Annotated in this window: 29 protein-coding genes; 15 read left to right on the top strand and 14 right to left on the bottom strand. The window is 56.6% G+C overall.

All coding sequences use genetic code 11. From position 1 onward, the window contains the following. Both AC222A_RS14190 and AC222A_RS14185 read right to left on the bottom strand, forming a co-directional pair. On the bottom strand, positions 1–273 hold a 273-nt coding region (locus AC222A_RS14190), incomplete at its 3' end, for a hypothetical protein (RefSeq protein ID WP_486775149.1). A gap of 3 nt (positions 274–276) precedes the next feature. Continuing rightward, positions 277–1716, bottom strand: coding sequence for a tetratricopeptide repeat protein (locus AC222A_RS14185; RefSeq protein WP_486775151.1), 1440 nt, complete (start codon positions 1714–1716; stop codon positions 277–279). A gap of 222 nt (positions 1717–1938) precedes the next feature. On the opposite strand from AC222A_RS14185, the gene AC222A_RS14180 reads away from it, so the two are divergent. Continuing rightward, positions 1939–2169: a hypothetical protein gene (locus tag AC222A_RS14180; protein WP_372749150.1), complete on the top strand. Its 231-nt coding sequence runs from the start codon at positions 1939–1941 to the stop codon at positions 2167–2169. 205 nt (positions 2170–2374) lie between these two features. Continuing rightward, the gene (locus tag AC222A_RS14175; RefSeq protein ID WP_372799019.1) at positions 2375–2650 is read left to right on the top strand and encodes a hypothetical protein; all 276 of its coding nucleotides are present in this window, start codon (positions 2375–2377) and stop codon (positions 2648–2650) included. An 18-nt stretch (positions 2651–2668) separates the two neighbouring features. On the opposite strand, the gene AC222A_RS14170 is transcribed toward AC222A_RS14175, so the two are convergent. Next, positions 2669–3298: a TetR/AcrR family transcriptional regulator gene (locus AC222A_RS14170; protein WP_372781277.1), complete on the bottom strand. Its 630-nt coding sequence runs from the start codon at positions 3296–3298 to the stop codon at positions 2669–2671. A 113-nt stretch (positions 3299–3411) separates the two neighbouring features. Here AC222A_RS14170 and AC222A_RS14165 point away from each other — a divergent pair, with 113 nt between their 5' ends. The 3 genes from AC222A_RS14165 to rpsT all read left to right on the top strand — a co-directional run bounded on the left by AC222A_RS14165 (position 3412) and on the right by rpsT (position 4627). Next, complete coding sequence (locus AC222A_RS14165; RefSeq protein ID WP_372781279.1) at positions 3412–3861, top strand: nuclear transport factor 2 family protein; 450 nt, start codon at positions 3412–3414, stop codon at positions 3859–3861. Positions 3862–3877: 16 nt separating this feature from the next. Further along, the gene (locus AC222A_RS14160) at positions 3878–4252 is read left to right on the top strand and encodes a diacylglycerol kinase (protein ID WP_372760192.1); all 375 of its coding nucleotides are present in this window, start codon (positions 3878–3880) and stop codon (positions 4250–4252) included. A gap of 108 nt (positions 4253–4360) precedes the next feature. Further along, positions 4361–4627 (top strand): 30S ribosomal protein S20, encoded by a 267-nt coding sequence (gene rpsT / locus AC222A_RS14155; protein ID WP_372760188.1) that lies wholly within the window; start codon positions 4361–4363, stop codon positions 4625–4627. Between the two features lie 144 nt (positions 4628–4771). Here rpsT and orn read toward each other — a convergent pair whose 3' ends face one another. Further along, a complete protein-coding gene (gene orn / locus AC222A_RS14150) occupies positions 4772–5314 on the bottom strand; it encodes an oligoribonuclease (RefSeq protein ID WP_372765324.1) in 543 nt (180 codons plus the stop codon). 83 nt (positions 5315–5397) lie between these two features. On the opposite strand from orn, the gene rsgA reads away from it, so the two are divergent. The 3 genes from rsgA (at position 5398) to asd (ending at position 8132) form a co-directional block, all read left to right on the top strand. Continuing rightward, positions 5398–6393, top strand: coding sequence for a small ribosomal subunit biogenesis GTPase RsgA (gene rsgA / locus AC222A_RS14145; protein ID WP_372759526.1), 996 nt, complete (start codon positions 5398–5400; stop codon positions 6391–6393). Between the two features lie 28 nt (positions 6394–6421). Next, positions 6422–7246, top strand: a complete 825-nt coding sequence (locus tag AC222A_RS14140) for a sulfurtransferase (RefSeq protein ID WP_372759527.1) — start codon at positions 6422–6424, stop codon at positions 7244–7246. An 82-nt stretch (positions 7247–7328) separates the two neighbouring features. Continuing rightward, positions 7329–8132 carry an archaetidylserine decarboxylase gene (asd, locus tag AC222A_RS14135; protein WP_486775150.1) on the top strand — a complete coding sequence of 268 codons (804 nt, stop codon included), beginning with the start codon at positions 7329–7331 and terminating at the stop codon, positions 8130–8132. Between the two features lie 27 nt (positions 8133–8159). Here asd and epmA read toward each other — a convergent pair whose 3' ends face one another. Both epmA and efp read right to left on the bottom strand, forming a co-directional pair. Continuing rightward, on the bottom strand, positions 8160–9119 hold the full coding sequence (gene epmA, locus AC222A_RS14130) for an EF-P lysine aminoacylase EpmA (protein ID WP_486775148.1): 960 nt from the start codon (positions 9117–9119) through the stop codon (positions 8160–8162). Continuing rightward, positions 9116–9685: an elongation factor P gene (gene efp / locus AC222A_RS14125; RefSeq protein WP_372750303.1), complete on the bottom strand. Its 570-nt coding sequence runs from the start codon at positions 9683–9685 to the stop codon at positions 9116–9118. The genes epmA and efp overlap by 4 nt, the downstream gene beginning before the upstream one ends. A 36-nt stretch (positions 9686–9721) precedes the next feature. Between efp and epmB the strand changes: the two genes are divergently transcribed. From epmB to AC222A_RS14110, 3 genes are read left to right on the top strand one after another with little or no spacing between them, the layout of a single operon-like run. After that, a complete protein-coding gene (epmB, locus tag AC222A_RS14120) occupies positions 9722–10726 on the top strand; it encodes an EF-P beta-lysylation protein EpmB (RefSeq protein WP_372809702.1) in 1005 nt (334 codons plus the stop codon). Positions 10727–10777: 51 nt separating this feature from the next. Beyond that, entirely contained in the window at positions 10778–12616 is a 1839-nt protein-coding gene (locus AC222A_RS14115) for a hypothetical protein (protein ID WP_372809701.1), read from the top strand. Positions 12617–12632: 16 nt separating this feature from the next. Further along, positions 12633–14654, top strand: coding sequence for an EAL domain-containing protein (locus tag AC222A_RS14110; protein ID WP_372749316.1), 2022 nt, complete (start codon positions 12633–12635; stop codon positions 14652–14654). Here the strand turns inward: AC222A_RS14110 and serB are convergent. After that, positions 14651–15868 (bottom strand): phosphoserine phosphatase SerB, encoded by a 1218-nt coding sequence (gene serB, locus AC222A_RS14105; RefSeq protein WP_372749317.1) that lies wholly within the window; start codon positions 15866–15868, stop codon positions 14651–14653. The genes AC222A_RS14110 and serB overlap by 4 nt on opposite strands. A 143-nt stretch (positions 15869–16011) precedes the next feature. Here serB and AC222A_RS14100 point away from each other — a divergent pair, with 143 nt between their 5' ends. Beyond that, positions 16012–17223, top strand: a complete 1212-nt coding sequence (locus AC222A_RS14100) for a hypothetical protein (protein WP_372763694.1) — start codon at positions 16012–16014, stop codon at positions 17221–17223. A gap of 178 nt (positions 17224–17401) precedes the next feature. On the opposite strand, the gene parC is transcribed toward AC222A_RS14100, so the two are convergent. Further along, on the bottom strand, positions 17402–19654 hold the full coding sequence (parC, locus tag AC222A_RS14095; RefSeq protein WP_372750270.1) for a DNA topoisomerase IV subunit A: 2253 nt from the start codon (positions 19652–19654) through the stop codon (positions 17402–17404). Positions 19655–19816: 162 nt separating this feature from the next. On the opposite strand from parC, the gene AC222A_RS14090 reads away from it, so the two are divergent. Together AC222A_RS14090 and AC222A_RS14085 are read left to right on the top strand one after the other, a co-directional pair. Further along, complete coding sequence (locus AC222A_RS14090; protein ID WP_486775147.1) at positions 19817–20065, top strand: hypothetical protein; 249 nt, start codon at positions 19817–19819, stop codon at positions 20063–20065. Between the two features lie 116 nt (positions 20066–20181). Beyond that, entirely contained in the window at positions 20182–20427 is a 246-nt protein-coding gene (locus AC222A_RS14085; protein ID WP_372758504.1) for a hypothetical protein, read from the top strand. Positions 20428–20445: 18 nt separating this feature from the next. Here the strand turns inward: AC222A_RS14085 and AC222A_RS14080 are convergent, their stop codons facing one another. Further along, positions 20446–20631 carry a hypothetical protein gene (locus AC222A_RS14080; RefSeq protein WP_372758503.1) on the bottom strand — a complete coding sequence of 62 codons (186 nt, stop codon included), beginning with the start codon at positions 20629–20631 and terminating at the stop codon, positions 20446–20448. Positions 20632–20713: 82 nt separating this feature from the next. On the opposite strand from AC222A_RS14080, the gene AC222A_RS14075 reads away from it, so the two are divergent. Beyond that, positions 20714–21196, top strand: coding sequence for an FKBP-type peptidyl-prolyl cis-trans isomerase (locus AC222A_RS14075; protein ID WP_372763693.1), 483 nt, complete (start codon positions 20714–20716; stop codon positions 21194–21196). 67 nt (positions 21197–21263) lie between these two features. Here the strand turns inward: AC222A_RS14075 and AC222A_RS14070 are convergent, their stop codons facing one another. From AC222A_RS14070 to AC222A_RS14050, 5 genes are all read right to left on the bottom strand, one after another. Further along, positions 21264–22103, bottom strand: a complete 840-nt coding sequence (locus AC222A_RS14070) for a nuclear transport factor 2 family protein (protein WP_372763692.1) — start codon at positions 22101–22103, stop codon at positions 21264–21266. Positions 22104–22272: 169 nt separating this feature from the next. Further along, entirely contained in the window at positions 22273–23133 is an 861-nt protein-coding gene (locus tag AC222A_RS14065; RefSeq protein WP_486775146.1) for an alpha/beta hydrolase, read from the bottom strand. Further along, entirely contained in the window at positions 23102–24970 is a 1869-nt protein-coding gene (locus tag AC222A_RS14060; RefSeq protein WP_486775145.1) for an Lnb N-terminal periplasmic domain-containing protein, read from the bottom strand. The genes AC222A_RS14065 and AC222A_RS14060 overlap by 32 nt, the downstream gene beginning before the upstream one ends. Positions 24971–25014: 44 nt before the next feature. Then, positions 25015–25497 (bottom strand): DUF3015 domain-containing protein, encoded by a 483-nt coding sequence (locus tag AC222A_RS14055; protein WP_372759460.1) that lies wholly within the window; start codon positions 25495–25497, stop codon positions 25015–25017. A gap of 116 nt (positions 25498–25613) precedes the next feature. Continuing rightward, positions 25614–25824, bottom strand: a 211-nt coding sequence (locus AC222A_RS14050) for a D-aminoacyl-tRNA deacylase (protein WP_486775144.1), incomplete at its 5' end; no start/stop codon positions are given.

Genomic DNA, 25824 nt, shown 5'->3' with positions numbered 1-25824 from the left:
CTGCTCGGCTTTGCGCGCTGCCGCAGCTTCTGCGGGTTGTTGTTTTGATTCCGCCGCAGTGTCGCTCTGCTCCTGCTGCGCCTGCTCTTTCTGCTCTGACGCCTCCTGTTCTTGCTGCTGCGCCGACTGACTCGACGGAGGCGTGGGAGGGGGCGGTGGTTGCGGCGAACTTGGCGGGGTCGTAGGCGGTGTGGTGCAGGCACTCAGCAGCGCACACAGCAGCGTCACCGTCAGCAGCGCCCCGGTATTGCGACCTGTCCTTCTATCAGCCACGGCTTATTGCTCCTGCGCGGGCTGAAAGTGATAGATGTAACGCATTTTTTCGGTTCCAACCGTGCCCTTGTCGGTAATCCGTGGGCGGAAAATCGTATCGCGACTATAACGCAAGGCTTTGTCTTCAAGCACGGCAGCCTGCTCCGGGCGCACTTCGAGCAACTCGATATTGCGCGGTTGGCCGCGAGAGTTCACGTCCATGACCAATTCTGCCTGCCCCTGATACGCGCTGAGAACGTCCGGGTCAGTGGTGGGCGGCAATTTCAAGGGTTTGTGATAGATGGGAACGGGCGCGCCAAAGGTTTGTGCTAAGTACTCGGTAGCCCCGTTTTCGCTGAACATATCGTAGGCGCGCTGGTAGTAACGGCGCGCTTTTCGTGAATCGCCTATCAGCTGGTAATGATCGCCAAGCCGCACATAGGTTTCAGCAATAGCGTTAACGTCAGGCTCCGACTGGTCTTCGAGTATGCGCAGGGCCAACTTCAACGCCCGCACGGCTTTCCACTCAGCATCAAGTAACGCCCGGTCGTCTTGCTTGTTGCCGTATTCGTAGTTCATTGCGCGCCGAATCTGATCACTGCGTACAAAGGAGTAGCTGACATTGCGTTCGGCGGACTTCATGTCTCGCAGTTTATCCAGGTCGCCATGCAGCCGACGGGAATAGCTGCTGGCAAGGTCGTAGTACACCGGCACCAGTTCGGGACTATCCTCCCCAGCGCGCGCGGCAACCAACTCGAGGCGCTCCTCATGCAGCAGGCTTTCCTGAAACGCGGCATTCAGATTGCGATACCAGCGCGCTGCTCGCGCCAGCGCCTGCTCCAGCTCTGGACCGTTAGCCAGCGCCTGACGCTGGATGGTCAGACTGACATCGAGCCGGTTGAGCGCATCTTCCAAACGACCGCTTTTAATCAGACTGTCGAGTAGAATATCGTCATAGACGGTTTGCTCGATGGCTTCCAGCCCTTTGTCGGTACGGGTGACAAATATTCCCTGCTCAAGATGGTTAATCGCCTGCGCCAGATCGCCAGCGTGATAATAGGCCACGCCCAGCGCCATGAGCGGCCGGGCCAGGCGAGGATCACGGAAATTGCCGCTTTGCTTCAAGCGCGACAAGACCTGTTGCAGACCATCAATACCACCACTCAGGTCACCGCTTCGCAGGCGCACCAGCGCAAGGTTTTCCAAGGCCAACGGGCCCAACGCAGGGTCTGCAGCCAATGCTTCGGACAAGGAAAGGGCTGGGGTAATCGCGTCTGTATAGCGCCCTGCGGCAGCCAATTGCTCCAACTGTTGCTGAGTTTTCAACAGGTTGCCGTCTTCTGGCATCAGGCTGTAGGGCTGGGGTAATTGCCAGGACGAGCCTTGGGCAGTCGCGGGATTTGTTGCCAGACCCAACAATCCGAACAACAGCACCAGGCAGTGCTTACGCTCGAGCTTCCACATCACTCTCACTCCCGACATCCAACTACTTTTACGGCAGGTTGCAGCGGGTTGGATCGAACCTTCCCCACGCAACACTTTTTGGTTACTTTACCATTCAGGCTTGGCTTTCGCTCGCGAGCGTTGATCGCCCGATAGGCCACACCAGATGAATGGCACTGTGTATTAAGAATAGTCAAAAAACCGCCGGCCAGCGCGCCGCCCCCCCTGTCGGAGAATGTCATTATGGAACCTTATTCAGCTCTGTTTTTGACCATTGGCGTCGCCCTGCTCTTGCTGAGCTGGGTGCAGCTTCTAATCACTTCCAGTAATGAAGATTACACCTGGGCGCTGTGCACCCTGATCTTGCCGCCAGTGTCGTATCTCTATGGCCTATTCCGCCTCGACAAGGCGATGGATGCCATCGCTACCGCCGCTTTGGGCTGGGTTCTTATTCTTCTGGCCTGTGCTACGTAAGGTAACAAAGCGGTTCACCCCGTCGTTCGCGCCAAAATTAAGAAACGGTAACACTGTGGCAATGCCTCGCAACCCATTGAATGGCAATGAGAATACAGAGGTTATGACGTAACATTCGTCACCGTTTTACCCTCGGTACTGGCATTTCGGTAACACTTTCTGGATAATGTAAACGTTGTTATCATTTATTCAGCAGGTCCTTACTATGCAATTCATCACTAAATCGCTTCTGATTGCCGTTTTGGCAGCCGCCTCAACCGCCACCTTTGCCGCGCGCCCCTCCAGCCTGGTTTACACCGGCGCCGGCACCACCGACAACGGCGTTGAGTTTTCCAACTATTCCGTGAAATGCACTGACGGCCAACGCCACCCGCTGACTGCCTGGGACAACCGCCGCAAGTGGTGTATCGGCGAAGCCTCTCAGGAAGAGTGCCACCGCAAGCAGATCAAAGCCGCCAAACAAGCGTGCCGCGCAGGCTAAGCACTTCCGGCGGGCGTTTCAGCCCGCCTCCCCTACACCTAAACCAGTAGGTTCATCGCCCACCGAAAACACCAACCGCGCCAGCTGACTGATCAGCTGTTTCTGCCGCATCAAGCCTTCTTCTGAAAACGGATCTACCGGCAACATCTCCCGGTACATTGGCGCCATCGTGATGTAAGACATCACAATATTGTTAAACGCCATTACCGCCCACGGCTCCAAATCGTTGCCCTGGAAAAACCCCAACTCAGGCCCCTCAGGCCGGTGTTCGAACAGCGGCCTGAACATCTGATTCACAATGACCGAAGTGTGCGGGCCACCCGCCAACGCAGCGTGCTGCAACAATCGCGCTAAATTGGGGTGGGTATAATGGAGCTCCACGATGGTTTCCAGCCACTCCTGAATACTGCTGCGCGTCACAGGGTGTTGCAGCATTTTGTTAAGCGGCTCATTAAACAGCGCAATCAATCTGTCCAGCACAGCCTGGTATAGCGCTTCCTTGTTCTTGAAGTGGTTGTAAAGACTTGGCGAGCGGATGCCCACACGGTCTGCTACTTCACCGAGGGAGGTCGCTTTGTAACCTTTTTCGGCAAATAGCGCTTCGGCTTCGTCAAGTATTCGTGTCGGCGTATCTTTCAAAACTGTCATCACTCAGTCGCGGGCAGCGGCTATGCTACCAAATTCAAGGGAGCGTGACTTTCACCCACTATTTCGCGCTACACTGGCGCACCGGATTTCTCACTACGATAAAAAGATCTGCTATGGACGACTACCGCGCAATTGAAAATCTGATGTATCGCTACGCTTTTACGCTGGACGCAGGCGACCTGCCGGGTGTGGCCGAGCTGTTCCGCCACGGTGAAATTGTTGCCCCCGCCGCCAACTCGGTGGTCAGTGGCTATGACGCCGTACTCGCCATGTACAACAGTTCAACCAGACTCTACGATTGCGGCACCCCCAAAACCCGCCACATCATCAGCAATGTACACATAGAAGTAGAAAGTGATGCGTGCAGCGCGCGGGCTGAAGCCTATTTTACGGTAGTACAGGCTACGCCCGACCTGCCGCTGCAGGTCATTATTGCCGGCAAGTATCACGACCGGTTTGAAAAACACGACGGTCAGTGGCGCTTTCGGCGCCGAGAAATGTTTCCGGATCTGTTCGGCGACCTGAACCATCATCTGCTTTTTGATGCAGCCAGCATTCAATAAACCCATGCAAAGCCAAATGAACAAACCGGGGCGGCGTGGCCTGCCCCGGATCATTGACGCCACGCGCTACTCCATGCGCGGCCTTCGCGCGGCCTGGACGCACGAAGAAGGGTTTCGTACCGAATGCATACTGATGCTCTTCCTGACCCCCGCAGCAGCCTGGTTAGCGAGGGATGCAGTGGAATTCATTTTGCTGGTGGGCTCTTGCCTGCTGGTCATGCTGGCCGAAATCCTGAACTCGGCTATTGAGTCTGTGGTGGATCGGGTCAGCCTGGATCAGCACCCGCTTTCCGGCCAAGCCAAGGATCTGGGCTCCGCCGCCGTGTTCGTCTGCATGATGCTGGTGGTACTGACCTGGGGCGCTCTGATCGGCAGTCGCCTGCTCAGCTAAGGCTTTTTTGCACGAACTCCAAGCGCAACGCTTGACAGCACTGCGCTGAGCAGGAATAATCCGCCCTCTTAAATTTTCAGTACTGACTCAGATTCAAGGAGTAAACGGGTGGCTAACTCTCCCCAAGCACGTAAACGCGCACGTCAAGCGGAAAAACGCCGCAAGCACAACGCCAGCCTGCGCTCCATGGTGCGCACCTATCTGAAAAAAGTTGTGAACGCCATTGACTCTGGCGACGTTGAAGCAGCGAAAGCCGCTTACGCACAAGCCGTACCGGTTGTAGACCGTATGGCTGACAAGGGCATGATCCACAAAAATAAGGCCGCTCGTCATAAGAGCCGCCTGAATGCCCAGATCAAGGCGATGGCTGCCTGATCAACTAAACGACGCTCAACAAAAACCCGCCTCTCGGCGGGTTTTTTATTGCCTAAAAACCGGGGTCGTATCGAGTATTTATTGATCAACGGGCGGCCATCGTGCGGTTGGTTAAAAAATACTCGATACGACCCCGGTTTTTCTTTAGGTTTTGATGAAGTGGTCGCGGTAGTGGCGGAGTTCGTTGATGGAATCGCGGATGTCGTCCAGCGCCAGATGAGAACCGTCTTTCTTGACCCCGTCGAGCACATCGGGACGCCAGCGGCGGGCCAGCTCTTTCAACGTGCTGACGTCGAGGTTGCGGTAGTGGAAATAGGTTTCCAGCTCGGGCATTTCCCGGGCCATAAAGCGCCGGTCCTGGCAGATGCTGTTGCCACACATGGGTGAGGCTCCGGCAGGCACAAATTCCTTGAGGAAGGTGATGGTCATTTCCTCGGCATCGCGGGCACTGAAGCGGCTTTTACGCACCCGCTCAACCAGGCCGGATTGACCGTGCTGCCGGGTGTTCCACTCATCCATTCCGGCCAGCACTTCGTCGGGCTGATGAATGGCCACCACCGGCCCCTCTGCGAGGGTATTGAGGTGCGAATCGGTCACGATCGTAGCGATTTCAATTATGCGATCGTTCTGCGTATCCAGACCGGTCATCTCAAGATCGACCCAGATCAGGTTGCTGTCATTTGCCATGGATTCACCAGTTAGAGGGATTACAGTGGATTGTAGCAAAAGGCCTGCGCGATAATAGCGCTCTTCCTAAATCCGGCGGTTGCATGGCAAAACGCAAGATCAACAAACAACAGCAGCGCAGAATTAACGCTCAGCACCGGCAGCGCTCGCGTCGCGCCCGCGACGATGACAATCTACCCGATAGTGATGCGCTGGGGCCTGAACAGATCGGGCTGGTGATTGAAAGCTTCGGGCGCCAGGTCAACATTGAAGCAAAAGACGGCGAAGTGACCCGCTGCCACTTGCGCGCCAATGTCGAGAACCCAGTAGCCGGCGATCGGGTAATCTGGCAAATGGGCGATAATACCGGCGTTATTGTGGCGGTGGAGCCACGCCGCTCCCTGCTCACTCGCCCGGATTTTAACGGCCAGCCGAAATCCATCGCCGCCAATATCGACCAAATGCTGATTGTGGTTGCCGCCCAGCCCCCAGCCTACGCTAACCTGATTGACCGCTACCTGGTCGCTGCCGAGGCTCACCAGTTAACCGCGGTCATTGTCCGCAACAAATCGGACCTGCCCGTCGACGATGACACCCTGGCGATGCTGAACAGTTACGCTGACAACGGTTATACGGTGCTCACCGCGTCGAGCACCGACGGTAAAGGCCTCGACGCCCTGCGGGCCCAGCTGGCGGACGCCACCAGCATTTTTGTGGGACAGTCCGGGGTTGGTAAATCGTCGCTGGTCAATGCTCTGTTGCCAGAAGCCAATACCGCTGTTGGCGAATTATCCCACGCCGCGGACAAGGGTCGGCATACCACAACAACCGCGCGGCTGTTTCATTTTCCCGACGGCGGCGATCTGATCGATTCGCCCGGAATACGCGAATTTGGCGTTCAGAATCTCGACCGCAAGTCCGTGGAGCAGGGTTTTCGCGAATTTCAGCCCTTTATCAGCCAATGCCGTTTTCGCGATTGCCGCCACGAGTCCGAACCGGACTGTGGCCTGCAGGCGGCACTTGAACGCGGCGACATCAGCCCCGTAAGGCTGCAGAGTTACCGACAAATTGTTGCCGAAATCGAGGGGCAACACGGGTAGAATGGCCCGCTAAACAAGGAGGACTGGTATGGCCGAATTGGCACTGCTGATAGAACCCGAACAACTGGCGGCAGAACTGGGCAACGAGCAATTGTTGATTCTCGACACCTGTTCCGCCGACAACTACCGCACTCACCATATTCCCGGGGCGGTACATATTCCACCGGCGGAACTGCAGGCCGGCACCAAACCGGCGGTAGGGAAGATACCGGAGAAGAAGCGACTTGAGGCGCTGTTTTCAGCTGCAGGCCTGAACGCCGATAAGCACGTGGTGGTTTACGACGATGAAGGCGGCGGCTGGGCCGGGCGCCTAATCTGGACCCTGGACGTGCTCGGGCACACCCGTTACAGCTATATCAACGGTGGCCTCCAGGCCTGGCTTGCCGCAGGCCTGCCGGTAACCACCGAATTGCCCACGAGCGCACCCAGTGGCTTCAGCGGAGAATGGCACGAATCGGTCATTGCCGAAGCCACTGATGTACTCGACGCCATCGACGATCCCGAACAGGCCATCTGGGATGCACGCTCGGCCGAAGAATATCGCGGCGAAAAAGTGGTTGCCCAGCGCGGCGGCCATATTCCCGGAGCCGTCAATATAGACTGGCTGGAACTGATGGACAGGCAGCGCAACCTGCGCCTAGTAGACCTGGACGCCCTGCAGCAACGCCTAGACAGTCTCGGCCTGAGCAAAGACAAAACCATCATCACCCACTGCCAGACCCACCACCGCTCCGGATTGAGCTACCTGGCCATGAAGATCCTCGGCTACGAGAAGATCAAGGGTTATCACGGCTCCTGGTCCGAGTGGGGCAACCGCGAGGACACGCCCATCAACACCGGCGACACCCCCTGATCAAAACATGCATTGAACTGAACATTAAGGATTCACAGTGAAAACGCTTTTTATCATTGTGCAGTATCTGCTGCCCCACCACATGCTGTCACGGCTCGTGGGCCAGCTGGCAGAGACTCGAATTTTCTGGCTGAAAAACCTGCTGATCGAGCAATTTATAAAGCAGTACAAGGTCAACATGAGCGAAGCGCAGGAAGAGGACATTCGCGGCTACCCGACTTTCAATGCTTTTTTTACTCGCGAGCTGAAGCCCGATGCACGCCAGATTTGCCAGGACGAAAAAGACATTGCCTGCCCCGCTGACGGCGCTATCAGCCAACTTGGCGATATCAAGGAAGGCCGGATCTTCCAGGCCAAGGGTCACGACTACAGTCTGTACACCCTGCTCGGCGGCAACAACGAAGATGCCCTGCCCTTCAAAAATGGGCGCTTTGCCACCGTGTACCTGTCTCCGAAAGACTATCACCGGGTGCATATGCCCATCGACGGCAAACTGGTTGCCACCCATTACATACCCGGCCAGCTGTTTTCCGTTAACCAGACTACCGCCGAAAATGTTGATAGTTTGTTTGCGCGCAACGAGCGCCTGGTGTGCCTGTTTGAAACCGCCGCCGGCCCGCTGGCAGTTATTTTGGTGGGCGCCATGATTGTTGCCGGTATCGAAACGGTTTGGGCCGGTCAGGTGGCGCCACCGCCGAAAACCGTGCAGACCCGGCGCTTTGACCAACAAGAAACTATTGAGTTGAAAAAGGGTGATGAACTGGGCCGCTTCAAGCTCGGCTCAACCGTCATACTGCTGTTTGGCGAAAATGCGATGGAATGGTTGCCGGCTTTTGACGCAGGCACCGAAACCCGGATGGGCGAGGCACTGGGCAAGCTCCTGTAACCCAACCGCTCGCGCGAGGACGCGGGCTCAGGCCCGCTCGGTGGGAAACGCAATAACCTCACTGAGGCGATCAACCCCCAGCTGCAACATGAGCAGGCGGTCAAACCCCAAGGCAACGCCACAACAATCTGGCAGGCCTTGGGCCATCGCCGCCAGCAGATGACGATCAACCGGCGGAGTGACCTGACCGTCCCGCTGACGCTGCGCGAGATCATGTTCGAAACGCTGCGTCAGGAGCGAGGCATCTTGCAGCTCATCATAGCCATTGGCCAGCTCCATACCGTCGACAAAACCTTCAAACCGCTGTGCCACATCACGGCCCTGAGCGTCGCTCCCTACCTTTGCCAATGCCGCCTGCGAGGCCGGAAAATCCCGGACAAAGCTGTACTCGCCGCGCCCCAATTCCGGCTCGATATCATGACTGAATAGCAGGTTGATGGCACTGTCACGGGTCAGGTCTGTCGCGGCAATACCATGGCGGGCCTGGGCCAGCTCACACAATGCCGCATCTTCTATCGTAAACAGATCAACCGAAAGTACCTGCTCAAAGACCTCGGCAAAGCGGTAAACTCGCAGCGGTCGCTCACCTAGGACACAGCCAAGCAGTGCCGCCACCTCGTCAATCAATTGTTGCAGCGAGAACCCCGGGCGATACCACTCCAGCATGGTGAATTCCGGGTTGTGACGGCGCCCACTCTCACCCACGCGAAAAGCCTTGCACAGCTGGTAAATGGGGCCGCTGCCGGCCGCCAGCAAGCGTTTCATCGCGTACTCGGGAGATGTTTGCAGATACAGCGGAGCCTGCTGCAAGGAAAAAGCGTCAATCGCGGGGTCGGTGACTGGCGCGGAAGCCAGCAGCGGGGTCTCGACCTCAAGTACAGCGCGCTGCGCAAAAAAATCGCGCACCACGCTCAGCAGTGCCGCACGGGCCTGCAGCGCACTGAGCGCTGCAGTGGGTCGCCAGTCGTCAGGGACCCAATCGCTCAAGTTTTAACGCGGTTCTGGTATTCGCCTGTGCGAGTATCAACCCGCACCACTTCACCTTCACTCAGGAACAGTGGCACTTTCACCACGGCACCCGTGCTCAGTTTGGCGGGCTTGGTGCCGCCCTGCGCTGTGTCGCCCTTCAGGCCGGGGTCAGTTTCCACAATTTCCAGTTCGACAAAGTTTGGCGGTGCAACAGCCAGCGGAGCGCCGTTATACAGGGTAACGGTCGCGGTATCCTGCTCTTTCAGCCACTGGGCAGCGTCGCCCACAGTGGTAGCATCTGCCTGATACTGCTCAAAGGTTTCCGGCTCCATGAAATGGAAGAATTCTCCGTCGTTGTAGAGATATTCCATGTCAGTGTCCATCACATCGGCACCTTCCAGCGATTCGCCAGATTTAAAGGTGCGCTCCCAGACGCGACCGGATTTCAGATTGCGCAATTTTACGCGGTTAAAGGCCTGTCCCTTGCCCGGCTTCACGAATTCGTTGTCCAGAATGGAGCAGGGGTCGCCCTCCAGCATCACTTTCAACCCGGAGCGGAATTCATTGGTAGAATAGCTCGCCATAACCTTCCTCAAAGCTTGATATAAACGAAGCCGCCCATGATACCGCTTAGCCAAGCACAATGGCAGACCGAAACCTGGCAGGAGCAGCTCTCTGGAGCCTTTCGCCGCGTTGAAGACCTGCTCACCGAACTGGCGCTGCCTACCGCAGAGGCGCCCTACGAACTGGATTTCAGTCCGGGTTTCGCCCTGCGCGTGCCGCAGGCCTTTGTCAGCCTGATGCAAAAAGGCGACTGGTATGATCCGCTCCTGTTGCAGGTACTACCCCTAGCTCAGGAAAACATTGCCAGCCCCGGCTACAGCAATGACCCCCTGGAAGAGAGTCACTCCAACCCCGTCCCCGGCATTATTCACAAATACCATGGCCGGGTACTGCTGGTTGCCAGCCCAGCCTGCGCAGTCAATTGTCGCTACTGTTTTCGGCGTCACTTTCCTTACGGCGACAACCAGTTGTCGCGAAGCCAGTGGCAGCAGGCGTTGGACTACGTGCGCGAACGCGCCGATATCAGTGAGGTTATCCTCAGTGGCGGCGACCCCCTGGTCAGCAGTGACGATCGAATAGAAGAGTTGGTACTCACTATAAGTGAAATCCCTACTGTAGAAAGGCTTAGGATTCATACACGATTCCCTGTCGTGTTGCCGGACAGAATTTCCGACAAGCTAGTAGCCAGCCTGACATCAACCCGTCTGCAGACAGTATTTGTACTGCACTGCAACCACCCGAACGAGGTCGGGGCCGCGCTGAGCGAGAGATTGCAGCTCCTGCGTCAGGCAGGCGTCACCCTGCTAAACCAATCCGTGTTGCTTCACGGAATTAATGACGATGCAAAAACGCTTTGCAAATTGAGTGAAAAACTTTTTAATGCTGGTGTGTTACCCTACTATCTTCATGTACTAGATAGAGTCCAGGGCGCGGCTCACTTTGCGCTATCGGACACAGGTGCGCAGGCTTTGCACAAGCAGATGATGGAGGCCCTGCCCGGTTATCTGGTGCCCAAACTGGTTCGCGAAGATCCCAGGGTTGCTCACAAGTGTCCGCTTTGAGAAAACCTAGCGCAGAACAATATAGCAACCCCCGGTAGCCGTTAAGCGAGTATGGCCGACTTTATAGAGATACATATTCCTCTGCCGCAACAGACCCTTGAGCGTCACAGCCTGTTCGAATTGAACAAGGACAGCGCCGCTCGCTGGCTCCGCTCCTTACCAAGCGCCAACCTTGGGGAGACCACTCGCCAGTTGTATTTGGCGCTGGTGGAATTCAACAAGGTCAAATGCAACCCGAAAGACCGCCTGCAAATTCTCGAGCAGCTGCGCCACCATGTGCATGTGTCCAATCGGGGGCTGGAAAAGCATTTCCTGAACCAGCCGATCATTCTCCCCGAGAAATCGCGCAAGGTTGCCCAACTTGCCGACACCCTCAACAAGCAAATGGCGATCGGCTACACCGTCACCGCCAACCAGTTTCTCAGCATGCACCGGCTGCGCCGACCCAAAGATCAGCTGGCCATGGCCTTTCACCGAGCCATTACTGAACACAGCCTGGTGTTACTGCGCAATTTTCAGCTTTACCGCGATGAAGAGGCCGGTTTCTGGAAGACCATTCATGAGCTGTTCTACCAGGCACTGAAGCACAAGATAGCGCGCGAAAAAGTGGCGGACGAGGTGTGGGGAGGCAGCACGCTGGAGCAGTGTTACCTGCGCCCCATGCTGCTGTTTACCGCCCGCCCTCACCAATTGCGTCAGGCCAATCAGGCAGATGTTTTTACCCAGCTCAGCACCTGGGCACAAAAAGCCAGCGTGCGCGGCGACCACCTGCAAGATTGCGTGTTTCTGTTTAATCCCACCCGCGATGCACCGCCCACCTACCGTGAGCTGTGTGAGGATACTGCCGGCTGGCTGGGGATCGATTCGCGCCCGCTGTGCAAAATGCTCGAGGACAAAATTGATGTGCTCGCCGCTGGCGGCAAACGCGACCGCAACGAGTTGGGGCTGGGGTTGCTCACCCATCTCCACACATCCTGGGGAGTGATGCTGCAGCGTAATTCGGTGCGCATAGACCGGGAAGATGACCTGCTGTTGTCGCTCGGCCTTTTTTCGACCCACTTTTTCGTTGCCGACAGCCTGCCTTTCAGTGAATTTATGCGGCGCGCGGCCAAGCCTGACCCGAACTTGATAGACATCTCAAAAGAATACGGTGTTCGCAAACGTTTCGACCCCACCCACGACGCCTGGGGCGAAGCCAACCTGCAAGACTCCAAAGACAAGGACAGCACCATCGCCACCCGCGAGGTGCACGCGATCGATTACGAGAGCAGCCAGAACAATGCGGTTTCCAACGCCGGCACAACCCAGAATTATCGCTACTACCGCGCAGCCATGGTCAACGCTAGCGAAAAAGGCTATTGCGTATCATGGCCCGCCAACGAAGCCGTTAAGCTGAACACCGGCGATGTTGTCGGTATTCGCGAAGAGGCAGAGCTGACCTGGTCAGTCGGTGTTATTCGCTGGGTCAAACAGGTCAGCGAATCGGAAAACCAGTTGGGACTGGAAGTATTGGCCAGTGTCGCTGACGCCTATAGCGCGCGGCTGGTTCGCTCCGGCTTGCCGGTTGGAGAACACCAACGTGCCCTGATGCTGCCACCCGATCGCGACAGTGGCCTCCCCCAGCGAATTCTGGTACAAAAGACGGCCTTTAATGAAGGCGACTCCATTGAGCTGAACCGTCCGGGTCAAACCTACCGGATCAAGTTTCAGAACTGCCTGGTACAGACAGCGACACTCGGCATCTTCGCCTTCTCAACTATGGTGAAAACCGAGTCTGGCGAAGACGTAGACGCACCACTACCAACGACATCGTCCACTACCGACAAGGTCGCCCAAAAGGATTCGAAAAAGAAGAAGCAGGAATTTGACAACCTGTGGGATGACCTTTGAGCTTTATTAGGCTGTAATGAATAGTAATACGCTGTGCGCGCTGTTTATCGGAATCGATCCAAATCGCGCGGCCACTCTGACCTCCGCGTTCCACCGGCTGGGCTATATCTGTCGACACACCATGGTCGAAGAGATGGGCAAGCTCGGTTCGGCAATTCGCGACGACAGCCCCGATCTGGTGCTGTTTGATGAGAGCCAGTCCGCACTGGAGCTCAATGTCTGCCTGCAGGCCATTAGCAATCAGCAACTCGATCTGCCGATTATTCTGTTGAGTGAGAGCGACGAGAGACTGCCGGATCATCAGATCGTCGACATACTTCCTCCCGACAAACTAGAGCGCGCCGCGCGCAGTTGCCTGCGCGAATTCTGGGCATTGCAGAGCCGTCGCGCGCTGGCCCATACTCGGCAGGAGCTGCAAGCCGCCGAACACCGCAGCGAGCAGATACTGCTGCAGGCCGAAGAGCCCATCGCCTATGTCGCCGATGGCATGATTGTCAGCGTCAATCGCCTATTTGCCGAATATTTTGGCTTCAGCGATCCCGACGAACTGGACTGCCAGCCCGTGATTGACCTGATTGAAGACGATGATCAGGATCGACTGAAGAGCGCCCTGCGCAGTGTTACCCCCTCCGATTCCGCGCGCGTGACCCTGCAGGGCAGAAAGACCGACGGCGACAGCGTCGAGATGAGCATGAAACTCAGCCATGCGGTACTGGATGAAGAAGATTGCGTGCAACTCACACTGCACAAGGAATCGGAGGACGGCGCCAGCAACGTCGCAGCCATCGACACGAACACCGGCTTTGCCCTGGCTATGCGCTTTGTTCAGCAACTCGAGGATGTTGCCGCCCACGGTTTTGGCGGCAACGCCCAAGGCACCTTCGTGCTGATCAGCCTGGATCGTTACAGCCAGTTGCGCGCCGACCACGGCTACAGTGGCTGCAGCGTGATCATGCGCGACCTTGCCGCTGCGCTGATGGCAGAATTTCCCAAAGGCCAATTTGGACGTATTGACGGCGACCTGGTCGGTATCCTGCTAAGCAACACAACCGCCGACGAGGTGCTGGAGCGCGCCGAGAAATTCTGTGCATCGGTTGCCCAGCGCCCGGTAACCATTGGCGACAACAGCATCAACTACACTGTGACCATTGCCATACATTCCCTGGGCAAATCCAAACAGACCTCGGGTGTTGCCATGGTCAACAACCTTATCGGCCTGTGCGAGCAGGTTCGCGAAGAGGCGGGGAGTAACGGTATTGGCAACGACGCAGCCCTGTACGTGCGCGCCAAACAGCAACTAAACCAGCAATCAGACCCATTACAAGCCTTCGAAGACGCCAAAACAGATAACCGGCTGCAGCTGCACTATCAGCCCATCGTCAGCCTGGCCGATGAGGAAAAACAATACTACGAAGTGTGCCTGAGCCTGAAAGATCGCGAATCTGATGAGATCAGCGGCGCCGAACTGCTGGAAAATTTTGAACGTCAGGGAAAAAGCACCGAGCTCGACCGCTGGATCATTGTTGAAGCAACCAAGCAGCTTTCGCAATCACGCCAGGCTGGCAAAAACACGCGCCTTGTTATTAACGTTAGTGGCAATGTGTTCCACGACAAAAATCTGTGCAGCTGGCTGGGGGTCGCCATGAAGGCCGCCGGACTTCCGGGAGATACGCTGGTGTTGCAGGTTAACGCCGCGACTGCGGGCAAGGCCATCAAACCCGCGAAAGCCTTTATCACAAAGTTACGCGACCTCGGTGGCAATATTGCGTTGCGCTCAGCCAGCCCGGGCACTGATGACGCTGCAGCCTTGAAACAATTGCAGCCGCTGCTGACCAAACTGGAGCTCAGCCCAAAAGAAAGTGATACCCTGCAAGAAGCCATAACCGCCACCCAGGAAGCCGGCAGCAAAGCCGTGGTTACTGGCGTGGAAAGCGCTGCCACGCTGGCAACCCTATGGCAACTGAAGCCGGATTACGTGCAGGGCAGCTATATTCACTCGCCCAGCAGCGAAATGGATTACGACTTCGGCGCAGACTAATCGGCCTGCGTATGCCGGTCGCTAATGCCAAGCAGATACAAAATGCCGTCCAGACCCAGAGTACTGATCGACTGATTGGCATTTTCCCGCACGATCGGTTTGGCCCGAAAGGCAATGCCCAAGCCTGCAATACTCAGCATCGGTAAATCGTTTGCACCGTCACCAACCGCAATCACCTGTTCGAGATTGATCCCCTCGCGATCTGCCAGCTCCTGCAGCAATTCCGCTTTGCGCGCACCGTCGACAATACGGCCCGTCACTTCACCGGTAACCCGCCCATCGACAATAGACAACTCATTGGCATAGACATAGTCGATGCCGAGTTTACGCTGCAAAAATTCGCCAAAGTAGGTAAAACCACCCGACAGAATGGCGGTTTTATAGCCGAGCTGTTTCAGGGTCGATACCAGACGCTCGGCACCCTCGGTCAACCGCAGTTCATGGGCAATGGATTCCAGCACACTCGCATCCAGCCCTTTCAACAGCGCCACTCGCCGCCGGAAACTCTCGGCAAATTCAATTTCGCCGCGCATCGCCTGCTCAGTGATGGTGGCCACCTGCTCACCCACACCGGCAGCCGCCGCCAGTTCGTCAATCACTTCCGCTTCTATCAGGGTCGAGTCCATATCAAACGCCACCAGGCGACGGGTGCGCCGATACATACTGTCTTCCTGATAGGCGATATCGATATCCAGTTCGCTGGCCAACTGCATAATACATTTGCGAAATGTAGCGGTATCTTCCAGCGCGCCGCGCACCGACATCTCTACCGACGCCTTGCTTTGCTGAGACACTCCGTCGAGAGGCACCCGACCAGATAACCGGTCGATGCGATCAATATTAAGGCCGTAGTCCGCAATGATCGCCGTTACCCGAGCCAAGTGATCCGCCGTCAGTTTACGCGCCAGCAGGGTAAGGATATGACGTGGTTTACCTTGCCCCGACACCCAATGGTCATAGCTTTCTGCGCTAACTGGCGAGAAGCGTACCTGGAAGCCCAGCTCATGCGTTCGAAACAGGATATCTTTGAGTACCGGCGACGATTCAGCGCTGTCGGGCACCTCAATCAACAAGCCCAGCGACAGCGTGTCGTGGATAACGGCCTGCCCCACATCCAGGATATTGACGCCGTGTGACGCCAGAATACTGGTGATCGAGCTGGTCACACCGGCACGGTCGTCACCGGATATATTGATCAGTATGATTTCCTTCACGCATCGCCCCTGCTGATTTACCGACTCGCCCATGTTGGCAGTCGGCGAATATTAAAACCGGCTATTGTAGCGGGCACAGCCGGTTCACACCATCAACCGACAACTTCGGTATACTGCGCTTCCGGAAGATAAATGCCGATCACATGCCAATACCCTTGAAGCCGACATACCTCGCGGGCCTTTTTTCGCGCGCTGCCAACTTTCTGCTCAGGTTGCCCCTGCCGGCCAAGTGCGCCGTGTTAATCCTGCTCATTCTAACCGCGCACAGCGCGACACTGCTGCTGGCCAGCGCCCGGGGCAACAGCCAGCTGCTGACTGAACAAAGCACCCTGTTTGCGAAACAATGGGTGCAGCAGATTGCCTACCAGAGTCGCGAAGGCCTGATTCGCAATGATCGAGTAACCCTGCTCAGTGTGCTGCGCCTGCAGGCAGAAAACCCCTTGCTGGCGTATGCGCAAGTCACCGACAGCGACAACCAGACACTGGTGGAAGTAGGCCAGCACAGCGAAAGCAACCCGCGATTTACCAGCCCCATCCTGTTAGGCCAGGACATTGCTGGCAGCGTGGTGATTGAGCTGCAAACCGCACCCCTAGAAACCGCACAAACCCAGCTGCAGTGGCAACTGTTGTTGCTGTCAGCACTGACGGCGGCCCTGGCCATCGCACTGACAATGGCCCTAGCCCAGAAACTCGACAATCTGCTGCAGCGCATTCGCCGCAACCTGCTGCAACCCAGTGAAACGCCGCTGCAAATTTCCTATGCGGGAAGCGACACCTTGGGCGAACTGCTTCAGACACTGGCAAACCCCGAACCCAACCTGCCGGCGCTAACCCCACGGGCGGTGGATTGGGTCGTACTGCATATTCACTGGCAGCACTACGAAAGACTGACCCAGCAGTGGGGCAAGGCAGAACTCGACCGCCGGGTCACGCAGAGCTATCAGGCCGCATTGGCTATGTCGCGCCTTTACCATGGCGTTTTAAAAATTCACCGCCGCGACGGTGTCACCCTACGCTTTCGCGCCCTTGAGGGCAGCGATCATCCCTTGCTGCGCGCGTTGTGCAGCGCACATCTACTCAAGGCACTTGATCACACACTCGGCGCGCGCGCGGCAATCGGTTCCGTGCGCAGTGAAAGCCATCAGTTTCAGCTTGAGGCTCAGGAAGTTCGACTGGTGGAAGTGCTGGTAGCTTGCGACGGCCGCGCCATTCAGACACGCCTACCCAGTGATCTGGGCACTGCTGCGCTGGAATGGGCCGAGGCCACCCCCGACGGGCTGGTAATGAAAGAGCGCTACCGTCAGCTACTGGACAAACAGCTGGCGCGACTTGAAGCGCAATTGAATCCCGGCTGAGCACGAGCTCAAAAACGTTCTTGGTAACGCCGGGTGGCAATCGCGTGCTTCAACAGGCGCCAGGAGTGAGGGCAAGTGCCAGCATTGAGCATCCAAACTAAAACCTGTCCACCTGAGCTTACAAAGAACCAAAAAAAACCGGGGATAGCCCCCGGTTTGTAACTGCAAACCCGATGGTTTAGTCGGGATTGATCTCCAGACCATCCACTTTCTGGAAACCGCGCGGTAGTTTGTGTCCACGTCGACCGCGCTCGCCGAGATAGTGCTCCAGCTCGCCGAATTTGAGATTTAAGTAGCGTTTGCCCGAGAACACACGCAGGGTATCACTTTCTGTCATCACGGCCACCGCAACCACGTATTCCTCTCGTGCAGCGACCCGTGCGCTGGGTATACCAATCATTTTATTACCCTTGCCGCGCGGCATTTCCGGCAATTCCGTCAGGGGGAATACCAACATGCGGCCATCCGTTGTGGCCGCCACCACGTGACCCTCGGTTCCCGCTAACGGCACCGGGTTGAGCACTTGCGCACCCTTCGGCAGTGTCAGGACAGCCTTGCCTGCGCGGTTTTTGCTTTGCAGGTCTGACAGTTTGGCAACGAAACCGTAGCCTGCGTCCGAGGCCAGCAGAACCCGCTGATCGTCGCCGCCCATCAGCATCCCGTTAAACACGGCCCCCGATGGTGCGTTCAATCGTCCGGTAATTGGTTCGCCCTGACCGCGCGCCGACGGCAGCGTATGGGCGGCAACCGTGTAGGCACGGCCGCTGTTATCCAGAATAATCACCGGCTGATTGCTGCGACCGCGCGCCGCCAGTTTGAACTTGTCCCCTGACTTGTAGTTCAGCGACTCCACATCGATGTCGTGGCCTTTGGCGGCGCGAATCCAACCCTTCTCCGACATAACAACGGTGACCGGGTCAACAGGCATCAGCTCTTCTTCAGAGAACGCTTTGGCTTCTTCACGCGACACCAGCGGCGAACGGCGATCGTCGCCATATTCTTCGGCAACGGCTTTGAGTTCTTTACGGATCAGGTTTTTCAGCTTGCGGGGCGAACCCAGCGTTGCTTCAAGATTGTCTCGTTCGGCGGCCAGTTCGTCCTGCTCGCCGCGAATCTTCATTTCCTCAAGCTTTGCTAAATGGCGCAGCTTCAATTCCAGAATCGCTTCAGCCTGCTTGTCACTCAGCCCGAAGCGCTCCATCAACACAACTTTCGGCTTGTCCTCAGTTCGGATAATGGCAATGACCTCATCAATATTGAGGTACGCAATCAACAGACCTTCCAACAGGTGCAGTCGCGCCAGTACTTTGTCGAGACGGAACTGAAGTCGGCGACGGGTTGTCTCGGTGCGAAACTCCAGCCACTCCCCAAGCAGGGTATTGAGGGCCTTAACCTGCGGCCGGCCGTTAATACCAATAACGTTGAGATTTACCCGGTAGGTTTTTTCCAGGTCAGTGGTGGCAAAAAGGTGATTCATCATCGCCTCGAGATCCACCCGATTGGAGCGCGGCACGATCAACAGGCGGGTCGGATTTTCGTGATCCGATTCGTCGCGCAGATCTGCCACCATCGGCAGTTTTTTCGCCTGCATTTGCTGGGCAATCTGCTCCAGCACCTTAGAGCCAGACGCCTGATAAGGGAGCGACGAGATCACCACATCGCCATCTTCTTTGTGCCACCGCGCGCGCATGCGCAAACTGCCGCGGCCAGTTTCGTACATTTTGATCAGGTCAGCGCGCGGCGTAATCAATTCCGCGTCGGTGGGAAAATCCGGCCCTTGAATAAACTCGCAAAGGTCCTCAACGCTGGCCTTGGGTTTATCGAGCAGGGCAATACAGGCGCTGACCACCTCGCGCAGATTATGCGGCGGAATATCGGTAGCCATGCCCACCGCGATGCCCGTCGTGCCGTTGAGCAACACATTGGGTACCCGCGCGGGCAGTGTTGAAGGCTCGTCCATGGTGCCGTCAAAGTTTGGCACCCAATCCACCGTACCCTGCGCCAGCTCCGACAGCAGCACGTCAGCATAGGCCGTCAGCCGTGATTCGGTGTAGCGCATCGCGGCAAAGGATTTGGGATCATCGGGTGAACCCCAGTTGCCCTGCCCGTCTACCAAGGGGTAGCGGTAGGAGAAATTTTGCGCCATCAGCACCATCGCCTCGTAGGCCGCTGAATCGCCGTGGGGATGGAATTTACCGATGACATCACCAACCGTACGCGCCGATTTTTTGAATTTGGCGCTAGCCTTTAGCCCCAGTTCGCTCATTGCATACACAATGCGGCGCTGCACTGGCTTGAGCCCGTCGGCGATATTGGGCAGTGCCCGGTCGAGAATGACGTACATGGAATAATCCAGGTAGGCCTTCTCGGTGTAGGCTTTGAGCGATAGCTGCTCAATACCGTCTTCTGAAATAGTGGTTTGGTTTTCCATTGACAACTTCCAGTCAGCGGCGACGTACTACTGTAGTTTTATCGCCATATATCAATTACTTAGAAAATTTTACGGGTATCTACCTAGTTCCGACAAGGGCCTGCATCCCTATACTTTTCCCGTGGCCGCATTCTGCGTGTTCACTCTATGGAGCGCATCCGCATGCAGGACCCGAAAGAAAACGTAATCAACCTCGAACAGTATCAAAAAGCCACACAGCAAGCACTTGTCGACGATATCAGCGCTCAGGCCTTTGTCTTTTTGCGCGAACAGGCACAGGAAAACGCCATTCCCATGAAATCCGTCTTACTGGAGCACCTACTGGGTATCGCTCTGGTTATCAAGGCGGTCGAGGGCCACGAGGAATCCGCCCGTATCCTGCGGGAACTTGCCGAACAGATCAACGGCTAGCCGCCGCCTTTCGTTTTTATGTCTTGCACTACGGGTAAGTACGAAGTTACGAAGCGCCGATCGCCTCTTAGACTACTACACAGTTATTCACAAATGTGACTTGAGAGGCAAAGACAATGGCACACCCAAACAACGTAGTCAGGCTTTCAGATTTCCGCGCCGCCAATCAACAGGAACTTATTGACGATATCAGCGCCGAAGCCTTCATGATGCTGCGCGATGCCGCCATGACCAGCAACATCTCGGTGAAGGACGTACTATTGGAGCACTTGGGTGATATCGTGCGGGTTTTCAATAGTGTGGAAGGTGCTGACGAAACCCGTGCCATCCTTGAGCAGATCGAGCACCAGATACTGGGCTAACCCAACCCTCCCGCTCTGTCAGTGCGCGGTGGTTTTCAGTTTGCCACAGCGCGCACAGCGGTAAACCGTTACCAGCTTCCCCTGCTTCACATCAAACCGACTTTTGGTTTCTACCTGCCAACGATGGTGCCCTTCTCGGCACAGGGTAGACTTGGCTGAGGCCTTCTTCTTTCGCCCCGGCGTAAAAGCAACCACATCCCCCATATCTTCTGCCTGCTAGGAATTTGCATAAACGGCGATTAGTATAGCCGCCTGTTAGACGACATGCCCAGCAAGAGAGCACTTGATGCAGATCGAAAAAAACCGTGTGGTGTCCTTTCATTATCGCCTGTCCGAGCAAAGCGGCGGTGAAATCGAACACAGTTACGATGGTGAGCCCTCGCTCTACCTTCATGGCGCCCGCAATATCCTGCCCGCCTTGGAAAAGGCGCTGGCCGGTTTAAGCGCCGGCGACAAAATTGAAGTATCACTGACGCCCGAACAAGCCTATGGATTAAGGCAGGAAGGTCGGGTGCAGCGCATCCCCGCCAAATACCTTAAACATGAGGGCAAGATGAAACCGGGCCAGGTGGTTCGCTACCGGGACGATAACGGCACCCAGCAGGCAACCGTTATCAAGGTGGGGAAATTTTCCGTCGACGTGGATGCCAACCACCCACTGGCAGGCAAAGCCCTGGAATTTGCGATTGAGATTGTCGACGTGCGCGAGGCCTCTGCCGATGAGATCGCCCACGGCCATGCTCACGGCCCTGGCGGGCATCACCACTAAATCCCAGCCATAAAAAAACCGGGGACAGACCCGGTTTGTTTATGCGGGTTGTACCCGATTACTGCTGCTATTCAAGTTCCAAAAAGAACTGGGCGTCACGAATCAGCAGGTTGCGGCGATCGAAGTGGAAGATAGCCACGCCGCGCTTTTCAAGGTCTCCGTCGCGATAATAGACGGTGGCCGACGTGGCACGCCCGGCAGACAGCAGCTTCTCTACGCGTAGTTGACCTGGCGGGATATCCCAAAACGCTATGCGCTGCTCATGGCCGTAGGGCCAGCCCATCAGGCCGTCATCGGTAAACAGGCGTTCCAGCGCGCGGTTCTGCTTCTGATTAAAGGCAGAGACCAGCGCCTCAACCTTTTTCTTGCCTGCCTCGCCAACCGTTTCCCTAGCCTGCAGGAAGCCCTGCAAACCCGACAGCCCCATATGACGCAGCATGCGCCAGAATGAAGATATCCCGGCCACTGCGCTCGCTATGCCGTACTGCATTTGCTGACGCAGCATCGGTGCCAGCTCCCAATGGGCGGCGAGACGCTTGATGCGCACTTCGCCGTGCTCGGTTGTCAGCTCGTAAAGCAGATGCATGGGCACCCGCACCACCACCTTATCCGACATGCGAATCTCGATATCCAGATCCCTGACCACCGCGCCGGTGCACACTACATCGTAATCCACGTCAAAACGAATATCGTTGGCAGCGATAAAGGTTTCATAGAAGCAGCTTAGCGGGCTCTGGCCATTCTCGTCAGCCAGATTGATCTGTGGTTTCGAGCCAACCGGGTCTTCCACCACCGCGCAGTCCGCAAACAGCGACAGCCATTCGGGTTTATTATGCATAGCAACCGCGGCGGGAGAGCCTTCGACACAGGCTAGCAGAGCTTGCTTATCACGGAGAAGTGTTCGCATATTCGTGTTCTCACAAAACTACAGCAGGGACCGAGCTTACTGGCTGGCGCATGCGAAGAACTGTGACATTTTCACAATTACACACGCCAAGCTGTCAAAATCGGTAGTTTGTCACATACGGTTGGGGAACCACCGCATGCCTTGGCAAGAGACACTGGGGCTTAGCCGACTACAGGCTAGCGATAAAGTCCAGCAACGCCTGTCGCTGCGCCGCAAACGCAAAGGTTGCGATATGAGGCCCTGCGGTTTCTCTCAGTTGCTTCGGCGACGCCGCCTTGGCGTACAGCGAATGGGAGTGCCCAATTGGAACAACGCTGTCATCCGGGCTATGTAAGTAGAGCTGCGGAACGCCAGCCAACTGCCCCACAACATCAATTAAATCGAAACCTTTGGGCATCAACAGCGGTGCGAGCGGTGCAAACGGCCAGGTGACCCAGTTGCGTCTGGCAACCTCACCGGCAATGCGCGGGTAAGATGCTACCGCCGCATCGAGTATCATGGCATCGGGTTTATCCGCTTGAGTCGCCATAGCAAAACCCGCAACACCACCCCCGAGGCTTTGACCCAATACAATCAGCGGTGCGGTCACCTGCCTGTCACGCAACCACTGATAGCCTTTGCGCACATCGTCAATAACGCCCGCCAACTCGGGCTCACCGCCCGACTGGCCGTAGCCCCGGTAATCCAGCAGGAATACGTTATAACCCTTCTCTGGTAGCCACAGCACACTGTGCATATGGGTGCTGATATTCTCGGCATTGCCGTGCAGAAAGTAGACCGTTCCCCGTACCTCACTGGCGGCCGGCAGCCACCAGCCATGCAGGCGGATGTCACCCTGCGCGATATAGACATCCTGGTATGCAACACCGTGATCTGCAGGTGTTGCGACTATTTTTTTCATTGGATAAAACAGCAAGCTGGCACAACCGCTCAGGGTAAGCGCCCCAACCACCACCAGCAGGCTACGCGCTATTACAGAAAGCGCGAGGGCCGGGGCCTTAAAAATAATAACGCCATTGCAGACTGACATCCTCATCCCCTTGCCCCTCCTCCACAACCCGCCGCCAGTTAAAACGGATGCCGTGTTGCGCGGCAACCGCCACATTTAAGGACAGGCCCACCGTATTGCGTTCCACGCCATTTGCAAAACGGTAATGCTCTGCTTCCAGTGCAGCGGCAACATGTTCTCGTTGCAAGCCACCGCGCACTGTCAGGCCTGGCGCCGCTTGCCAGTTGTTCTCAAACCCTTCGTTATATTCTGCCCGAAGGGTCGCCAGCGCAGAAATATCAACACCCAGAATCTGCCACGAGCCGCCCGCGCCGCCCGAAGCGTAGGGCGCCAGATAATCCGGATGCCCGTCGCTGCGTTCAAGCCCGCCGCGAGCCTGCCAGCTGATCGGTTGAAAAAAGTCAGTGCGCGGCGCCAACGAACGGATATCGACCAATGTAAGCGATTGCAAGCGACTGCCCTCCCCATCCACCTGTCGCAGTGTTGCCTGCAGCATATTGAGCGATGCATTGCGAGGATAGCCCGCGACTGGGTCCAGCAGGTCATGATAGGTAAGGCGCAGGGACACCTCCCGATAGTCGCGCTCGTCGAAACGCCCCAGCGCTAGGCCTGCCAGCGCCGTTGCATGCCCCGCATCCGGTTCGGTTGGCCTGACTGGAGTCGCAGACTGACCTGCATCCGGGGGCAGGTGATTAATCGCCCGGAGCAACGCAAAGCTACGCCCGGCAACATCCGGACTACGCTGCTGTCGATTGTGCTGATAGCGTAGCAGGCGATAAGCGCCCAGGAGTAAAGTGCGCTGCTCATCCACAGATTTGCGTTGGAATGCCGGTACTCGATTTTGCGCTGGCTCCCTTGCCAGCGTCAGCACCCATTGCCGCTGCGCGGCGTCGAGGGGCGCCACCAACGCATCGAGCTCCCGCTGCCGGGACGGTCGATAGACCACCTCATCCACCAGCCCTGCTTCACGCACCGCGCGCACCGTGTCCACCGGGATGGCGTGTACTGGAAATTCAGCCGTGAGCGTTAGCCCCGGGCGCGCTACCTCCAGCAGTTCAAGCAGACGAAACGAACAGTTTTCATCCATAAAATAGTAGTCAAAATTGATCGATTGCAGTTCCCACAGATGGGCCATCAAACGATCAATTTCTGCCGCGTTAAGATTCAGCTCATATTCCCACACGTCGCGATTTTCAAGACGCGAGTACTCCTGCAGTTTGTCGACATAGGGCTGCAGGCTAAAGTGCCCGGGGTAACCGCCACTCATGCCGCGCCAGGCAAACAGCAGACTGCTGTCATTATCGGGCACAACCGCCGCGTAATTCACGGCATAGGACAGCAGAGCCGACTCGGCACGGTAACCCTGGGGGTCAACCCGTAAAAAGGTGTGACCGTACATGGAAGAGGGGCTATTGAGATAACTGGCGGCAAACACCAGCGCAACGGCGCCGGCGTTGATAGTTCCTCGCCACTGGCGGTAACCATCACAGGCAGCAGGTAATTCTGAGTCCAGGGCGCCCTGTTGCTGCAACCAACGAAAACGCGCGATGAATTGGCAGCGCAATGTCGGCAGGTTCTGCAGCTGCTCTACCGTGGCCTGCAATTCCGCACGCGCATCTCGCCTGCCGTCAACACTGAGGAAAAACGCCGGGTCGTCAACATAGCTTTCGCGCTCATAACCCGCTTTTACACGGCCATAATGCAGCAATGCCCGCCATTGAGGATGATCCGCCAGCGTATCGAGAGATGGTGACTGCGTCGACCCCTCCAATCCGGCCTTGCTGAGCGGCAACTGGGCGCGCGCTGATACAGCAAAAACCAGCAACAGGAGCAGGCCCCAGTAGCGTCGTGTTGTCATGAATCAGGGAAAGGCGGCGCAGCCTGAGGCAGCGCCGCTATCGATCAGGCAGCGTATTTGGCGAGCTGTGCGTCGGCGCGCATCAGATCCAGCATCGAGGCCATCACATCGTCGGCGGTAACTGAATCGCTGGGAAACAACGCGTCAAAATTATTGTGCAGCAACGTTTTGAAGTGCGAACGATCTTCCGTCGCAACACCCATGGAGATCGCAACGGCGCTGAGCGCCTCGCCGTCACCGCGGGCCACGTCTTCGCTGAACTCATCCATGATCGCACCCAGATTGATCAGTGGTTTGCCCGCGTAGGTAAGCGTGCCGTTGGCGGAGCAACCATTGGTACCGGAGGTCATGCCAAAGGTGTTGTTGCCAGAAGTACCATTGGTAATAGAAGCCACCACATGAATGGGCAGGCCGGACTGACCTTCGAACAGCATATTGCCCCAACCACAACTATCGCCCCCAGGTACCACAGCAAAGCTGGCTGCAGATGCGGTGGCCAGAACAGAAGCCATTAACAGTTTTTTCATAAGGAATCTCCAGACATTGTTAGGATTGTTGTGCAGGAGCCCACACATCAGGGCGAGCCTGGCCCCAGCCTAGCACAAGGCCATCGCAAAGTGCCCTCCAAATTGCAGCCCAATATTTATTGAAATTCCAGCAGGAAAGTAACCGGCCCATCATTGAGTAATTCAATCTGCATATCCGCGCCAAAGCGACCAGCCTCGACTGTCGGATGACGTTCTCGCAGTGTGTCGAGCAGGGCGTTATAGAGCAGCTGGGCGTCAGCCGGGCTAGCTGCAGTGGAGAAACCGGGGCGCAAGCCTTTGCGGGTATCGGCGGCAAGGGTAAATTGG

The sequence above is a fragment of the Litorivivens sp. genome, assembly GCF_057445395.1.
Note: the sequence above shows the minus strand (reverse complement) of the source record. Positions and strands in the feature narration are given on the sequence as shown.

Bases quoted from the DNA above. Each gene is read 5' to 3' on its own strand.
- parC (WP_372750270.1), bottom strand. From the start codon at position 19,654: ATGGAAAACCAAACCACTATTTCAGAAGACGGTATTGAGCAGCTATCG.
- AC222A_RS14055 (WP_372759460.1), bottom strand. From the start codon at position 25,497: ATGAAAAAACTGTTAATGGCTTCTGTTCTGGCCACCGCATCTGCAGCC.
- AC222A_RS14140 (WP_372759527.1), top strand. From the start codon at position 6,422: ATGGCCGAATTGGCACTGCTGATAGAACCCGAACAACTGGCGGCAGAA.
- AC222A_RS14180 (WP_372749150.1), top strand. From the start codon at position 1,939: ATGGAACCTTATTCAGCTCTGTTTTTGACCATTGGCGTCGCCCTGCTC.
- AC222A_RS14070 (WP_372763692.1), bottom strand. From the start codon at position 22,103: ATGCGAACACTTCTCCGTGATAAGCAAGCTCTGCTAGCCTGTGTCGAA.
- AC222A_RS14115 (WP_372809701.1), top strand. From the start codon at position 10,778: ATGGCCGACTTTATAGAGATACATATTCCTCTGCCGCAACAGACCCTT.
- AC222A_RS14110 (WP_372749316.1), top strand. From the start codon at position 12,633: ATGAATAGTAATACGCTGTGCGCGCTGTTTATCGGAATCGATCCAAAT.
- AC222A_RS14080 (WP_372758503.1), bottom strand. From the start codon at position 20,631: ATGGGGGATGTGGTTGCTTTTACGCCGGGGCGAAAGAAGAAGGCCTCA.
- AC222A_RS14060 (WP_486775145.1), bottom strand. From the start codon at position 24,970: ATGACAACACGACGCTACTGGGGCCTGCTCCTGTTGCTGGTTTTTGCT.
- epmB (WP_372809702.1), top strand. From the start codon at position 9,722: ATGATACCGCTTAGCCAAGCACAATGGCAGACCGAAACCTGGCAGGAG.
- AC222A_RS14175 (WP_372799019.1), top strand. From the start codon at position 2,375: ATGCAATTCATCACTAAATCGCTTCTGATTGCCGTTTTGGCAGCCGCC.
- AC222A_RS14085 (WP_372758504.1), top strand. From the start codon at position 20,182: ATGGCACACCCAAACAACGTAGTCAGGCTTTCAGATTTCCGCGCCGCC.
- AC222A_RS14100 (WP_372763694.1), top strand. From the start codon at position 16,012: ATGCCAATACCCTTGAAGCCGACATACCTCGCGGGCCTTTTTTCGCGC.
- AC222A_RS14160 (WP_372760192.1), top strand. From the start codon at position 3,878: ATGAACAAACCGGGGCGGCGTGGCCTGCCCCGGATCATTGACGCCACG.
- rsgA (WP_372759526.1), top strand. From the start codon at position 5,398: ATGGCAAAACGCAAGATCAACAAACAACAGCAGCGCAGAATTAACGCT.
- orn (WP_372765324.1), bottom strand. From the start codon at position 5,314: ATGGCAAATGACAGCAACCTGATCTGGGTCGATCTTGAGATGACCGGT.
- AC222A_RS14075 (WP_372763693.1), top strand. From the start codon at position 20,714: ATGCAGATCGAAAAAAACCGTGTGGTGTCCTTTCATTATCGCCTGTCC.
- AC222A_RS14165 (WP_372781279.1), top strand. From the start codon at position 3,412: ATGGACGACTACCGCGCAATTGAAAATCTGATGTATCGCTACGCTTTT.
- asd (WP_486775150.1), top strand. From the start codon at position 7,329: ATGCTGTCACGGCTCGTGGGCCAGCTGGCAGAGACTCGAATTTTCTGG.
- AC222A_RS14090 (WP_486775147.1), top strand. From the start codon at position 19,817: ATGCAGGACCCGAAAGAAAACGTAATCAACCTCGAACAGTATCAAAAA.
- AC222A_RS14170 (WP_372781277.1), bottom strand. From the start codon at position 3,298: ATGACAGTTTTGAAAGATACGCCGACACGAATACTTGACGAAGCCGAA.
- efp (WP_372750303.1), bottom strand. From the start codon at position 9,685: ATGGCGAGCTATTCTACCAATGAATTCCGCTCCGGGTTGAAAGTGATG.
- AC222A_RS14065 (WP_486775146.1), bottom strand. From the start codon at position 23,133: ATGTCAGTCTGCAATGGCGTTATTATTTTTAAGGCCCCGGCCCTCGCG.
- AC222A_RS14185 (WP_486775151.1), bottom strand. From the start codon at position 1,716: ATGTGGAAGCTCGAGCGTAAGCACTGCCTGGTGCTGTTGTTCGGATTG.